This window comes from Streptomyces sp. NPDC013157 (assembly GCF_042899865.1).
Classification (GTDB): Bacteria; Actinomycetota; Actinomycetes; order Streptomycetales; family Streptomycetaceae; genus Streptomyces.
Map to the genome: position 1 here is coordinate 358,890 of NZ_JBIBAK010000005.1, position 12,609 is coordinate 371,498.

At 73.6% G+C, this 12,609-nt stretch carries 14 protein-coding genes and 1 pseudogene; 8 read left to right on the top strand and 7 right to left on the bottom strand.

Annotated elements, in window-relative coordinates; genetic code table 11:
• Positions 1–59: 59 nt before the first annotated feature.
• The 5 genes and pseudogenes from ACFY6U_RS18055 (at position 60) to ACFY6U_RS18075 (ending at position 2,870) form a co-directional block, all read left to right on the top strand.
• On the top strand, positions 60–1,340 hold the full coding sequence (locus ACFY6U_RS18055; protein WP_390039255.1) for a branched-chain amino acid ABC transporter permease: 1,281 nt from the start codon (positions 60–62) through the stop codon (positions 1,338–1,340).
• Positions 1,337–1,786 (top strand): ATP-binding cassette domain-containing protein, encoded by a 450-nt coding sequence (locus ACFY6U_RS18060; protein WP_390039257.1) that lies wholly within the window; start codon positions 1,337–1,339, stop codon positions 1,784–1,786. Before ACFY6U_RS18055 ends, ACFY6U_RS18060 begins: the two co-directional genes overlap by 4 nt.
• Positions 1,783–1,839, top strand: a pseudogene (locus ACFY6U_RS18065) (hypothetical protein); the annotation flags it as partial. The gene ACFY6U_RS18060 and the pseudogene ACFY6U_RS18065, both read left to right, overlap by 4 nt.
• A 36-nt stretch (positions 1,840–1,875) precedes the next feature.
• Positions 1,876–2,148: a hypothetical protein gene (locus ACFY6U_RS18070; RefSeq protein ID WP_390039259.1), complete on the top strand. Its 273-nt coding sequence runs from the start codon at positions 1,876–1,878 to the stop codon at positions 2,146–2,148.
• The gene (locus ACFY6U_RS18075) at positions 2,145–2,870 is read left to right on the top strand and encodes an ABC transporter ATP-binding protein (RefSeq protein ID WP_390039261.1); all 726 of its coding nucleotides are present in this window, start codon (positions 2,145–2,147) and stop codon (positions 2,868–2,870) included. Before ACFY6U_RS18070 ends, ACFY6U_RS18075 begins: the two co-directional genes overlap by 4 nt.
• 162 nt (positions 2,871–3,032) lie before the next feature.
• Here the strand turns inward: ACFY6U_RS18075 and ACFY6U_RS18080 are convergent, their stop codons facing one another.
• Positions 3,033–3,788, bottom strand: coding sequence for an enoyl-CoA hydratase-related protein (locus ACFY6U_RS18080; RefSeq protein WP_390039263.1), 756 nt, complete (start codon positions 3,786–3,788; stop codon positions 3,033–3,035).
• A gap of 6 nt (positions 3,789–3,794) precedes the next feature.
• Complete coding sequence (locus tag ACFY6U_RS18085; protein WP_390039265.1) at positions 3,795–4,967, bottom strand: thiolase family protein; 1,173 nt, start codon at positions 4,965–4,967, stop codon at positions 3,795–3,797.
• 98 nt (positions 4,968–5,065) lie between these two features.
• Here ACFY6U_RS18085 and ACFY6U_RS18090 point away from each other — a divergent pair, with 98 nt between their 5' ends.
• Genes ACFY6U_RS18090 through ACFY6U_RS18100 form a run of 3 tightly spaced genes read left to right on the top strand, consistent with a single transcriptional unit; the run spans position 5,066 to position 7,744 of the window.
• Positions 5,066–6,190: an acyl-CoA dehydrogenase family protein gene (locus ACFY6U_RS18090; RefSeq protein ID WP_390039267.1), complete on the top strand. Its 1,125-nt coding sequence runs from the start codon at positions 5,066–5,068 to the stop codon at positions 6,188–6,190.
• A 23-nt stretch (positions 6,191–6,213) separates the two neighbouring features.
• Positions 6,214–6,978, top strand: a complete 765-nt coding sequence (locus ACFY6U_RS18095; RefSeq protein WP_390039269.1) for an SDR family NAD(P)-dependent oxidoreductase — start codon at positions 6,214–6,216, stop codon at positions 6,976–6,978.
• A gap of 7 nt (positions 6,979–6,985) precedes the next feature.
• Positions 6,986–7,744: an SDR family NAD(P)-dependent oxidoreductase gene (locus ACFY6U_RS18100; RefSeq protein ID WP_390039271.1), complete on the top strand. Its 759-nt coding sequence runs from the start codon at positions 6,986–6,988 to the stop codon at positions 7,742–7,744.
• Positions 7,745–7,795: 51 nt separating this feature from the next.
• Here the strand turns inward: ACFY6U_RS18100 and ACFY6U_RS18105 are convergent, their stop codons facing one another.
• From ACFY6U_RS18105 to mftE, 5 genes are all read right to left on the bottom strand, one after another.
• Positions 7,796–8,533 (bottom strand): hypothetical protein, encoded by a 738-nt coding sequence (locus ACFY6U_RS18105; protein ID WP_390039273.1) that lies wholly within the window; start codon positions 8,531–8,533, stop codon positions 7,796–7,798.
• A 57-nt stretch (positions 8,534–8,590) separates the two neighbouring features.
• Positions 8,591–9,157, bottom strand: coding sequence for a flavin reductase family protein (locus ACFY6U_RS18110; protein WP_390039275.1), 567 nt, complete (start codon positions 9,155–9,157; stop codon positions 8,591–8,593).
• On the bottom strand, positions 9,154–10,335 hold the full coding sequence (locus ACFY6U_RS18115) for a hydroxylase (protein ID WP_390039277.1): 1,182 nt from the start codon (positions 10,333–10,335) through the stop codon (positions 9,154–9,156). Before ACFY6U_RS18115 ends, ACFY6U_RS18110 begins: the two co-directional genes overlap by 4 nt.
• Before the next feature lie 125 nt (positions 10,336–10,460).
• Positions 10,461–11,846 carry a mycofactocin biosynthesis glycosyltransferase MftF gene (gene mftF / locus ACFY6U_RS18120; RefSeq protein WP_390039279.1) on the bottom strand — a complete coding sequence of 462 codons (1,386 nt, stop codon included), beginning with the start codon at positions 11,844–11,846 and terminating at the stop codon, positions 10,461–10,463.
• Between the two features lie 31 nt (positions 11,847–11,877).
• Positions 11,878–12,609 (bottom strand): mycofactocin biosynthesis peptidyl-dipeptidase MftE, encoded by a 732-nt coding sequence (gene mftE, locus ACFY6U_RS18125; protein ID WP_390039281.1) that lies wholly within the window; start codon positions 12,607–12,609, stop codon positions 11,878–11,880.

Here is a 12,609-nt window from a genome sequence, read left to right on the forward strand (position 1 = left end):
TACCCGGCGCTGACCTTCACGCCGGGTATCTGCTCGCCGCAGGCCGGTGACGCCGCCGGATGACGTTCCTGATGGCGGCCGCCTTCGCGGCCGTGGTGGCGGCCCGGCTGCGCAGTCTGCCGACGGCCGTCGCGGTCGCCCTGGCCATGGGCGTGGTCACCAGCGTGATCCAGCGCTACCTCGATCCGCAGAGCGCGCTGTCGGCACAGATCGTGCCGAGCGTCCCCTTCCTCTTCATGCTCGTCTTCCTGCTCGCCCACGCGGTGCGCGGCCGGGCGGGCGACGCACCCGCGGGCGGTGTGCCGGACCGCGCCGTCCGCGCGGGGGGCACGGGCGCGCCCGCGATCACGGCTCCCTCGGGGTTTCTGGCACCGCTGGCGACCCTCGCCGTCGTCGGGTGTCTGCCCCTGGTCCTCGACGATTTCTGGACCGGACTGACGGCCAACAGCATCGCGCTGGCCACGGCACTGCTGTCCGGCACGCTCGTCACCGGTGAGGGCGGCATGATCTGGCTGTGCCAGATCACCTTCGCGGGGTTGGGCGCCCTGTTCGCGGCCGACCTGACCACGAACTCCGGGTGGCCGCCCCTGGCGGCGGTGCTGGTGAGCGCGGTGTGCGTGGTCCCGGTCGGTGTGGTGCTCGGCCTGCTGACGATCCGGCTGGGCAACCTGTACGTCGCCCTGGTGACCCTGACCTTCGGGCTGCTCGCCCAGAACCTGGTCTTCCTGCGCGACCGCTTCTACAACTCCGGTCAGGGCATCTTCATGCCCCGCCCCGCCTGGGCTCTGGACAACCGGAGCTTCGCGCTGCTCGGGCTGGCGGTGTTCGCCGTACTGGGCCTGTTCGTCGTCAACCTGCGGTGCTCGACGGCGGGGCTCGCCGTGACGGCGGTCCGCTGGAGCGAGGCCGGCTCCCGCACGCTCGGGCTCGGCGTCGTGCCGGTCAAGGTGCTCGTGTCCGCCGTGGCCACCTTCGTCGCGGCGGTCGGCGGCGGTCTCCTGGCGCTCGCCTACCAGTCGGCGCTGCCCGACTCGTTCAACCCGTTCACCGGCCTGGTCTGGCTGGCCGTCCTGGTCACCGTGGGAGCGCGGCCCGTCGTCGGGGCGCTCGTCGCCGGAGTGGCGTTCGCCGTGCTGCCCAGCGTGTTCCGGACGTACCTGCCGACCCGCTGGGCCGGGATCCCGGTCATCCTGTTCGGCTTCGGCGCGGTCATGCTCGCCCGCAACCCCGAGGGGATCATCGCGATGCACGCCCGGCAACTGCGCGAGCTGGGCCGATGGCGGCAGAGCCGGCGAGCCCGCGCCGAGGAGCCTTCGACGCCCGAGGGAGAACTCGTATGAAACCGGCACCGGGTACGGCACCACCGCGCATCGAGGCCCGCGGGGTCACCGTCCGCTTCGGCGGACTCGTCGCCCTGAGCGAGGTCGGCCTGGCCGTGCCGCCGGCTACGGCGGTCGGGCTGGTGGGCCCCAACGGCGCGGGCAAGAGCACGCTGTTCGCCGTGCTGTCCGGGCTGCTCGCGCCGAGCGAGGGCACTGTCCTGATGGACGGCCGCGACGTCACCCGGGCCAGTGCGCAGGCACGGGCCCGGCGGGGGCTGGCGCGTACCTTACAGCATCCGGAGCTGTTCCCGGGGCTGACCGTCCGTGAGCACGTGCTGCTCGCGTACCGGCTGCGGCACGCCCGCCGCCGGATCTGGACCGACCTCGTCACCGGGGCGGCTTCCGGCGGGCTCCGGCCGACGAGGACCGCAGGACCGACGCGCTGCTCGCGGAGCTGGGGCTGACCGGGCAGGCGCACCGGCCGGCCGGCGGGCTGCCCCTGGGCACCGGCCGGCTGCTGGAGATCGCCCGGGCCCTCGCCGTCGACCCGGGTGTGCTGCTCCTCGACGAGCCGTCGTCCGGACTCGACGCGCGCGAGACCGACGAGCTGGCGTCGACGCTCACCCGTGTCGTGGCCGACCACGGGGTGTCGCTGCTGCTGGTCGAGCACGACGTCGAGCTCGTGCTGGGGATGAGCGACGTGGTCCACGTCCTCGACTTCGGCGTCGAGATCAGTGCGGGCTCCCCCGCCGAGGTGCGCCGGGATCCCGCCGTACGCGCCGCGTACCTGGGCGCGGGCCAGGACGAGGAACGGACTTCCGCATGACCGTCACCGGCTCCCCGCTGCTCGCCGTCCGTGACCTGACGGTCCGGTACGGGGCCGTCCCGGCGCTGCGGGACGTGACGTTCGAGGTGCCGCCGAACAGCGCGCTCGCGGTGCTGGGACCGAACGGAGCCGGGAAGAGCACGCTGGCCAGAGCCCTGTCGGGACTCGTACCGGCCGCCGCCGGAAGCTTCGCGCTCGACGGCCGGGACCTCACCGGGCAGCCGCCCGACGCGATCCGCCGCGCCGGGCTCGTCCATCTCCCCGAAGGGCGCGGGGTGTTTCCCACCCTGACGGTGCTGGAGAACCTCCGGATGGCCACCGCCGGCGACCGGCGTGGCCGGCCGGCGGCCCTGGAGCGGGCCTTCGAGATCTTTCCGGTGCTCCGGGAGCGGCGGCGACAGGCCGCGGGGACGCTGTCGGGCGGCGAGCAGCAGATGCTGTCGCTGGCCCGGGCCCTGACGGCCGACCCCCGCCTGGTGATCGCCGACGAGCTGTCGCTGGGGCTCGCGCCGAAGATGGTCGACGTGGTCTTCGAGAGCCTGCGCCGGGCCCGGTCCGCCGGTGTGGCCGTCGTCATGATCGAGCAGTTCGCGAGCCGGGCGCTCGACTTCGCCGACCACTGTCTCGTCCTGCGGCGCGGGAGTGTCGCCTGGGCGGGTGCCGCGGGGCTGGCGGGACCCGAGCTGCTGCGGCGCTACCTGGGGGAGGCGACGGCGGCGTGAACGCTCCGCCGGCTGTGCCGATGTGCGGCTCCGCCGCGGGGCCACGAAGCGCCGTCGATCGTCTGCGGCGTCATCGTGGCTGGTCGCGCCCACGCGGCGGTAACCGCACGTTTGCACAGCCCCGCGCCCCCCTTCGCGGGCGCTGCCGAACCGCAGCGGATTTCACCCGGTCCGTTCCCCGAACCGGCGCGCCACCTCGGCCACGTCGTGGTGTCGGCGCAGCTTCGCCCGTGCCTCCAGCGCGAGGGCGTGGGCGAGGCTGGTGTCCTCCCCGTCCGCGAGCAGCGCGAGTGTCTCCGCGACGGCCCCGGGGTGGGCGGCACGGATCAGGTCCGCGATCTCGCGCGCCAGGTCGAGCAGGCAGTCGTGCGGCACGACTTCGGTGACCAGGCCCGCCGCCAGGGCCCGTGGGGCGTCGATGGCCTCGCCCGTCAGCATCATCCGGCGCGCGAGCCGGGTGCCGACCGCGCGCGGTAGCAGCGCGCTCATCCCCCAGCCCGCCGCCAGTCCGATCGCGGCATGGGTGTCGGCGAACCGTGCCCGGTCGGAGGCGATGAGGAACGAGCACGACAGCGCCAGCTCCAACGCCCCCGTGTAGCAAAGGCCGTTGACCACCCCGAGCACCGGCGTGCGGGACGCCCGCACCACCTCGGCCGGGTCCGTGCGCGTGCCGCGCGGGGAGCCGGTGCCGTTGCCCAGCGCCTCCTTGAGGTCGATGCCGGCCGAGAACGCGGGATCGGTGCCGGTGAGGACGACCAGCCGGGTCTCCGCGTCGGCGTCGGCCGCCCGGACCGCCTCGATCAGCCCGCGCCGCATGGCGATGGTCATGGCGTTGCGTGCCTGCGGCCGGTCGAGCGTCAGCCACAGCACACCGTCCGCCCAGCGGCAGTCCAGCCCCTCGGCTCCGACCTGGATCACCGTCGGTCAGACCGTCAGGACCATCGCCGAGCCCATGCCTCCGCCCGCGCACATGGCGGCGACCGCGGTCCCGCCGCCCCGGCGGCGCAGTTCGTGCGCGAGGGTCACGACCATGCGCGTGCCGGTGGTGGCGATCGGGTGGCCGAGGCTGCAGCCGCTGCCGAACGGGTTGACCCGCTCGGGGTCGAGACCCAGCTCACGAGTGGTGGCCACGGCCACGGCCGCGAAGGCCTCGTTGACCTCGACCAGGTCGACGTCGCCGATGCCGAGCCCGGCCCGGTCGAGGGCCTTGCGGATGGCCGCGACCGGCGCCAGCCCCGTCTCGACGGGGTCGACTCCCACGCTCGCCCAGGACCGTACGGTCGCGATCGGGGTGAGTCCGTGCGCGGCGGCCAGGTCCGAACCGGCGACGACGACCGCCGCGGCGCCGTCGTTGACTCCGCTGGAGTTGCCGGCCGTGATGGAGAACCCCTCGATCTCGGGGTGCAGCACCTTCAGCGCGGCGAGTTTCTCGGCGCTGGTGTCGCGGCGCGGATGCTCGTCGGTGTCGAAGACCGAGGTGGTCCCGTCCCGGCCGGTGACCGGCACGGGCACGATCTCGTCGGCGAACCGGCCCTCGTCGATGGCGCGTACGGCCCGCTCGTGGGAGCGCAGCGCCCAGGCGTCCATCTCCGCCCGGGTGAGCCCGGCCAGCCGGGCGGTGTTCCAGCCGACAAGGACCCCCATGTCGTCGTTGGGTGCGTCGGGCGTCGGCGCATGGGTCGGCGCCATCCAGGGGTCCTGCCAGTCGTCGCTCCCCGGAATCCGCCTCCGGGCCACCGGCGCCATCGACGAGGAGTGCGTCCCGCCCGCGATCACGGCCCGGTCCATCCCGGCGCGTACGCCGGCGGCGGCGGTCGCCACGCTGGCCAGGCCGGAGGCGCAGTGCCGGTTGTGGGCCAGGCCGGGGACCTGGGTCAGGCCCACCTGGAGGGCCGCGTGGCGGGCGATGTCGCCGCCTCCGGCCAGGGATTCGCCGAGGACGACGTCGTCGATCGCCTCGGGTGGCAGTCCGCTCCGCCTGGCGGCCTCGCGGACGACGACGACGGCGAGCTCGAAGGCGTCGGTGTCCCGCAGGCTCCCCCGGCGGGCGGTTCCGATGGCGGTGCGGCACGCGGAGAGAAAAACGGCATCAACCATGGGATTCAGAATACTCAAATACAGGGTTGATCGACAGATCACCTGCAATCTCAGCGAGCGATCTCGACCGACCATCCAAAAGAGGATACCTTGAAGTGGTGAACTTCGAGCTCAGCGAAGAGCAGGAACTCCTCCGTGAGGCCTCCCGCGACCTGCTGTCGGAGCGGGCCCCGATCGAGCACGTACGGGCCTGGGCGGACCGTACGGAGGACGTCGACCCCGAGGTGTGGCGGCTGACGGCCGACCTCGGCTGGCCCGGTCTCGGCCTGCCCGAGGAGTACGGCGGCGCCGGCCAGGGCCTGGTGGAACTCGCCCTCGTCGCCGAGGAGATGGGGCGCGCGCTCGGGCGGGGACCCGTCACGTCCACCGCGGTCGCCGGGCGGGCGCTCGCCGCCACGGGGTCGGCCGCGCTGCGCGCCGAGGTGCTGCCCGTGCTCGCCGCGGGCTCGCACTGGGCCACCTGGGCCTTCGCCGAACCGCACGCCCCGTGGTCCCTGGACGGCGTGCGGGCCACGGCCCGCTCCGACGGGGACGCGGTGGTCCTGGACGGGGCGAAGACGGCGGTGCAGGACGCGGGGGGCGCCCGCTGGCTGCTCGTCACCGCACGCCAGGACGGGGTCCCGGCGTCCTTCCTCGTCGACCGTGCGGCCCCCGGTGTGACGGTCGGGCGGCAGCGGGTCCTGGACCTGACCCGCTCGTTCCACGAGGTCCGGTTCGATGGTGTGCGGGTGCCGCCGGACCGCCGTCTCACCGCCGGCCCCGGCGAGATCCAGCGGCTCCTCGACGAGGCGTCGGTGCTGCGCTGCGCCGACGCGCTCGGGGTGATGGAGCGCATGCTGGAACTGACCGTCGAACACACCACGTCCCGCGTGCAGTTCGGCCGCCCCATCGGCACCTTCCAGGCCGTCAAGCACGCCTGCGCGGACATCGCGCTGCGGGTGCACGGCGCCCGTGCGGCCGGCTACTACGCGGCGATGGCCGCCGACGCGGGCGCCGAGGACGCCGGCCGGGCCGCCTGCGCCGCCGCCTCGTACGTCGCGGCCGCGGCGGGCGAGGTCGCGGGCCGGGCCCTCCAGCTGCACGGCGGCATCGGCTTCACCTGGGAGCACGAGCTCCACCTCCACCTGCGCCGGGCCAGGGCCGACAGCGTGCTGTACGGCGACGCCGCCGTCCACCGCGACCGGCTCTGCACCTTCCTGCGGGCGTCTCCCGCATCCGCGTGAGCGGACGATCCGAAAGGTTCCCCATGGAGATCAAGGGAAAGAAGGCGGTGGTGGTCGGCGGCGCCTCCGGCATGGGCCGGGCCACCGCAGAACTCCTCGCGGCCCGCGGCGCCGACGTCGCCGTGCTCGACCGCCCGGTGTCGGCGGGCGGCGAGGTCGCCGCCGCGTTCGGCGGCAGCTTCCACCCCGTCGACGTGACCGACTTCGCGGCGACCGAGAGCGCGCTGGACGCGGCCGTACAGGCGCTGGGCGGGCTGCACGTGTCGGTCACGACGGCGGGCGGCGGCAGTGTGCGGCGCACCCTGGGCAGGGACGGCCCGCACGACCTGGACACCTTCCGCCGGATCCTCGACCTGAACACCGTCGCCACCTTCAACATCAGCCGGCTGGCCGCCGCGCACATGAGCCGCAACGAGCCCGAGGAACCGGACGGCGAACGCGGTGTCATCGTCAACACCTCCTCGATCGCCGCCTTCGAGGGGCAGATCGGGCAGGTCGCCTACTCCGCCGCCAAGGCGGCCATCGCCGGCATGAGCCTGACCATGGCCCGGGACCTCGGCTCCCTCGGTATCCGGGTCGTCGCCATCGCGCCGAGTCTGTTCGAGACCGGCGCCACCGAGAAGATCCCCGCCGGGACGCGGGCCGCCCTGGTGAGGGACGCGGCGTTCCCCCGGCGGCTGGGCCGGCCCGAGGAATACGCGAAGCTCGCCCTGGCGGTCGTCGACAACCCGATGCTGAACGGCCAGTGCCTGCGCCTCGACGCCGGCCAGCGGTTCGGACCGAAGTGAGGTTCTGATGCCGGACACCACACCGCACCAGGGCAAGGTCGCCCTGATCACCGGCGGCGGCCGGGGCTTCGGCAAGGCCTTCGGGGAGGCGCTGTCGGCGCTCGGCGCGCAGGTCGTGCTCGCCGACATCGACGGCGACGCCGCAGCCGAGGCGGCCCGGGAGCTGACCGCGCGGGGCCGGGGCGCGACCGGGGTCGCCTGCGACGTCGCCGACGAGGACGGCGTCGGCGCCGTGGTGGACGAGATCGCCGCACGCCACGGCGGACTCGACATCCTGGTCAACAACGCCGGTCTGCACGCCGCCTACAACAAGCCCTTCACCGAACTGGGCCTGGCGAAGGTCCGGCGCGTGGTCGACGTCAACATCATGGGCACCGTCATCTGCACCATGGCTGCGCGGGAGGCCATGAAGGGCCGTGCCGGCGCCTGCATCGTCAACATCTCCTCCTCGGCGGCCTACGCGAACCGCAGCATCTACGGCGTGTCCAAGCTCGCCGTGCGCGGTCTGACGGTGTCCTTCGCGCGGGAGTTCGCCGCCGACGGCATCCGGGTCAACGCCATCGCGCCGGGCCTGATCTTCACCGACGCGGTGCGGGCCCAGCTCTCCCCCGCCGAGGCGGAACGCGTCCTCGGGGAGCAGATCCTGCCGCAGGAAGGACGGGAGCAGGACATCGTCGAGGCACTGCTGTACCTGGTCTCCCCGAAGGCGTCCTTCATCACCGGTGAGACCCTGCGGGTGACGGGCGGGTTCGCGCTCTCGGTCTGACGACATGCCTGTGGCCGTGCCCCCTGCCGGGGTACGGCCACAGGCAAGCGCTCAGACGGTCACCGGTTCGGCCTCCGCCTGGCCGGCCAGTTCCTGCTCCTCCGACCTGATCGCCTTGAGCAGCACATAAGGAGTGGCGATCTTCCAGACGAAGTACGTCAGCGAGGGGATCGTGTTCGCGAGCACCCCGTTCCAGGCGAACGGCCCGCTGTCCGTGACGAAGACGAAGGCCCCCGGGATGAGGAGCACGCCCAGCACGATGCTCAGCCAGCCGTACCACCTGGGGAAGACCTGCTTCTCCCGGTGGTCGATGAACGCCGTGTAGCCGATCGACCAGACCTGGAGGACGAAGATGCACGCGTTGCCCACCAGCATGAGGTTGAAGGTGTCGGTCAGCGCGGCCAGGACGTCGGGCGAGTGGATCTCCGGCCGGTACGCGGCGGCGCAGAGGATGGCGAGAGGGAAGAAGAAGCCCAGCGGGGCGACGACACCGGTGGTCAGCTGGATCATGGACAGCAGACCCCAGCCGCCCTCGACACGCTTCATCTGAAGGCTCGTCACGACGACGTAGGGGTACTCGAAGGGCACGGCCAGCACCATGATCACGGTGCACCACAGGATCCCCGTGCGGTGGTCGTGCAGGAACGTGACGAGGTCCGCGGGGCTCATCCTCGGGTCCACCGGGGTGAGCAGGTGGCCCGCGCTGAAGGCGACGACGAAGCCCACCATCAGGACGACTCCGCACCACGCCGACACGCGTTCCAGTCTCAGATACAGGTCTCTTCTCAACTGCGGCTCCCTTGTGGGCCGGCCGGTGTCCGCCGGCCGGCTGCTGCCGACCGGTGCCTACCGGCCGATCTCGTCCCAGCCGACGAGCCTGTCCAGCAGCAGCGTCGCGCTGGAGAGGTAGTCGCCGTATCCGCCGCGGAAGAACAGCAGCGGGGTCTTCAACGACTCGACGCACAGGTCGTGGACCCGGCCCACGACCAGCAGGTGGTCACCGATCTCGACGACCTGCTCCACCGCGCAGTCCACCCAGGCCACGACCCCGTCCAGGACGGGACTGCCCAGCGGCGAGGGCTCCCAGGTCATGTCCGTGAACCGCTCGCCCGCCGGGCCCGCCGCCATCCGCCGGGAGAGCCGCTCCTGGTCGCCCGCGAGCGCGTTGGCGCAGAAGCGGCCCGCCGCCCTGATGGTCCGCAGGGTCGTGGAGGAGCGGTCGGCCAGGAAGGACACCAGGGGCGGGTCCAGGGAGACCGAGGTGAAGGTGCCGACGATCATCCCGTGCGGCCGTTCCCCGGCGTCCGTGGTGGTGATCGCGACCACGCTGGTCGGGAAGTTGCCCAGGACGTCACGGAACCGGCGGCCCTCGATCACATCCACCTCCCGGGCACGGACCGCGCCGTCCCTCATATCAGGACCCGCATCGCCTCGGGCAGTTCGAGCCCCATCTGGGCCAGGGCGTTGGCGTGGTACGCCGTGCCGGGCACGTGGATCATGTGCTGCAGTCCGACGTGCGCGTCCCGCCAGTAGCGCTGGATCGGGTTGCCGCGCCGGATGGCGTTGCCGCCGGACCGCGCGAAGATCTCGTCCAGGGCGGAGACGGCCCGCCAGGCGCAACGCACCTGGTTGCGCCGTACGTTCGCCCGGTCCTCGATGGTGATCGGCAGGCCGGCTTCGGCCTTGTCGTACAACCGGCTGATGCCGTCGATGAGCTGGACCCGTGAGGCGGCGATCTCGGCGGCGGCCTCCCCGGCCGCGTAGAGCACGTACGGGTCGTCGCGGACCTGGACGCCGGTCACGGCGACCCGGTCCTTCTGCTGGCCGAGGTGGACGGCGAGCGCGCCCTCGCAGATGCCGATGACGGCCGCGGTGATCCCGAGCGGGAACATCGAGGCGAACGGCAGCCGGTAGAGCGTGTCGGTGAGCCCGATCGCCTCGGCGGCCGCCCCGTCCTGGACGGCCTCCTGCCGTACGGTGCGGTACCCGGGGATGAACGCCTTGTCGACGACGACGTCCTTGCTGCCGGTGCCGGAGAGGCCGACGACGTCCCAGGTGCCGTCGATGATCTCGTAGTCCGCGCGGGGCAGGACCACGTGCATGACGGTGATCGGACCCGCGGGCCTGCCCTTGCCGTCCCCGAGGAGCGCCCCGAGGAAGTCCCAGCGGCAGTGGTCGCTGCCGGAGGAGAACGGCCAGCGGCCGCTGAGGACATAGCCGCCCTCGACCGGTTCGGCGATGCCGTTGGGCATGTAGGGGGAGGCGATCCAGGTGTCCGGGTCGGCGTCCCACACCTCGTGGGCGAGGCGCGGGTCCATCTGGACCAGCTCCCACGGGTGGACCCCGACGACACCGCACACCCAGCCGGCGGCCCCGTCGTGCCGCGCGACCGCCATCACCGCTTCGGCGAAGTCCCGGGGATGCGCGCCGAAACCGCCGTACTCCTTGGGCTGCAGCAGCCGTATGACACCGGCGGAACGCAGCAGTTCGACGGTACGGTCGCTCAACTTGCCCAGTGACTCGTTCTCGTCGGCGAGCGCGGCCAGTTCCGGACCCGACTCCTCGACACGGCCGACCACTTCATGCGTCACTCCGCCCACCTCCTGGTGACTGGTCCATCGCCCGCGCGGCGTGGCGCCGGCGGCGGGACGACCCAGTGTCGGGGCAGGGGACGGGCGGGGGCCGGGCGCTTTCCGCTGACCGGGACTGGGCCGTCTCAGCGGGTGATGCGGGGCCGCAGCGCGGCGCCGGAACGGGCCCGGAGGGCGGCGAACCAGACGCCGGACCCGTAGGCGAGGTCGTCCAGGCGGCGGGCGAGGCCGTAGCGCACCGGGTCGAGGGTGGCTTGATCCCGACGGTATTCAAGGGCGATGTCGGCCAGCGCGGCGACCGCGGTGGCGCGGCGCACCCGGCCGGAGAGCACGCAGCCGACGGCCGTCAGCGGCCACCAGTGGCGGGTCAGCAGCGCGGCGGTCTGCGAGAGGGTGGCGAGGGTTCCGTTGCCGGTGAGCCGCACGGCCAGCCGGTAGGGGTGCTCGGTGCCGTCGAGTTTGCGGGCGATGCGCACGGTGACGATCCCGAGGACGGCCGCGGCGGCCGGTGCCGACCAGCGCCGTCCGGCGAGCAGCGCGGCGGCCAGCGCCGTGCTCCACGGGGCGAACACCACGGGTGCGACGGACTCGGGGTGCCGTTCGGCGAGGGGCTGCGCCCCGGTGCCGTAGACGGCCTTGCGCAGCAGCCAGTCCGCGAGCCGCACCCGGTGCTCGTGGGCCGCCCGGACGGCGGGTTCGTACCGCACCCGGCGCCCCGCCGCCACCAGCCGCCAGCACAGGTCGACGTCCTCCCCGACCCGCATGCCCGCGTCGAAACCCTCCCCCAGCGCGTCGGTCCGGGCCACCACGCAGGCGGAGGAGGCCCAGGAGACGGGAGTGCCGGGCCGTACCGGGGCCGGATGCGCGCCGAGGTCGAGCGAGGACCGCGAGTTCTCGTACCGTTCGACCCAGGTCGTGGCCGGGGCGGACAGCCCGGTGATGCGGGGTACGGCCATCGCGACCCGGGGGTCGGCGAAGTGCCGGAGCAGGGTGGGGACCGTGTCGGGGTCCAGCACGATGTCGGAGTCGGCGAAGACCACGTACGGCGTGGTGACCAGGCGCAGTCCGGCGTTGCGCGCCCCGGCGGGCCCGAGGTTGGCGGCGAGGGCGACCAGCCGGGCACCGTGCTGTGCCACCACGGCGGCCACGGCGGCCGGCTGCCGGGAGGCGTCGTCGACCACGATCACCGGGCGGCCGGGCCCGATGCTCCGCAGCAGGCGGTCGAGTTGGCGCGGGCGGTCGCGGACCGGCACGACGACCGTGTACCGGGGGTCCGCCGGCGCCGGCAGCGAGCCGACGACGGGATGTGCCATGCCCGTCTCCAGCAAGCGGTCCGCGAGCAGCGCGCCCGCCGCGTCCCGTACGACCAGCACCCGACCGGTGAACAGCCGCCGCGGCCGCGGGGTCAGCTTGAGCAGCCGGGTCGGATACCCGCCGAGCAGCGCCCGGCCGCCGTCGACCACCCGGGTGTGCCGGTCGAACCGGACGACGAAGCCGAGGGGAAGCGTCATCGGCGGGCACCTTTCGCAGCAGGGGACGACGTCAGCGTTCGGTGAGACGGCCCCGGTCGTCGGGGGACCAGGCGGTGATGCGGCGGACCGTGGCGGAGACCAGCGCGGCCATGGCCCGGCCGCCCTCCTCGGCCGTGGCGCCGGCCGGGTCGCCGAGGACGCCGGAGGCGGAGACCGCGCGGACACCTCGGGCCATCAGTTCCGGCAGGAGAACGGGCAGGGGGCGGGTGTCGCCGGCGACGGCGGCGTCCAGGCGGACGCGTTCGGGTGCCAGGTGCAGCAGCAGGGAGGTCTCCGTACGGCCGGCGTGCGGGTCGCCGCCGGGGACCTCGCAGGCGGTCCAGACGGCGTCGTGGCCCTCGGTGCGCAGCTGGGCGAGGGCACCGCCGAGCGTGGCCGTGTTGCCGCCGTGGCCGTTGACGAACACGATCCGGCCCGCCCACAGGGACAGCGAGCGGGTCAGTTCCACGACGACCGCGCGCAGCGCCTCGTGCCCGATCGAGACGGTCCCGGGGAAGCCGGCGTGTTCGCCGCTCGCGCCGTAGGCCAGGGCGGGGGCCACCAGCGGCGGCCCGTGCGGTCGGTCGCCCAGGGAGTCGGCCGTGCGCCGGGCGACGGCGCGGGCGACGACGGTGTCGGTGTCGAGCGGCAGATGCGGACCGTGCTGTTCGGTGGACCCGACCGGGACCAGGACGAGCGCCCCGGAGGGCACGGCCGGCCAGACGGCGTCGGCCAGGACGGGCGGCACGGAGTCCTCGGACAT

Bases quoted from the DNA above. Each gene is read 5' to 3' on its own strand.
- ACFY6U_RS18055 (WP_390039255.1), top strand. From the start codon at position 60: ATGACGTTCCTGATGGCGGCCGCCTTCGCGGCCGTGGTGGCGGCCCGG.
- ACFY6U_RS18060 (WP_390039257.1), top strand. From the start codon at position 1,337: ATGAAACCGGCACCGGGTACGGCACCACCGCGCATCGAGGCCCGCGGG.
- ACFY6U_RS18075 (WP_390039261.1), top strand. From the start codon at position 2,145: ATGACCGTCACCGGCTCCCCGCTGCTCGCCGTCCGTGACCTGACGGTC.
- ACFY6U_RS18085 (WP_390039265.1), bottom strand. From the start codon at position 4,967: ATGGTTGATGCCGTTTTTCTCTCCGCGTGCCGCACCGCCATCGGAACC.
- ACFY6U_RS18095 (WP_390039269.1), top strand. From the start codon at position 6,214: ATGGAGATCAAGGGAAAGAAGGCGGTGGTGGTCGGCGGCGCCTCCGGC.
- ACFY6U_RS18100 (WP_390039271.1), top strand. From the start codon at position 6,986: ATGCCGGACACCACACCGCACCAGGGCAAGGTCGCCCTGATCACCGGC.
- ACFY6U_RS18110 (WP_390039275.1), bottom strand. From the start codon at position 9,157: ATGAGGGACGGCGCGGTCCGTGCCCGGGAGGTGGATGTGATCGAGGGC.
- mftF (WP_390039279.1), bottom strand. From the start codon at position 11,846: ATGACGCTTCCCCTCGGCTTCGTCGTCCGGTTCGACCGGCACACCCGG.
- mftE (WP_390039281.1), bottom strand. From the start codon at position 12,609: ATGTCCGAGGACTCCGTGCCGCCCGTCCTGGCCGACGCCGTCTGGCCG.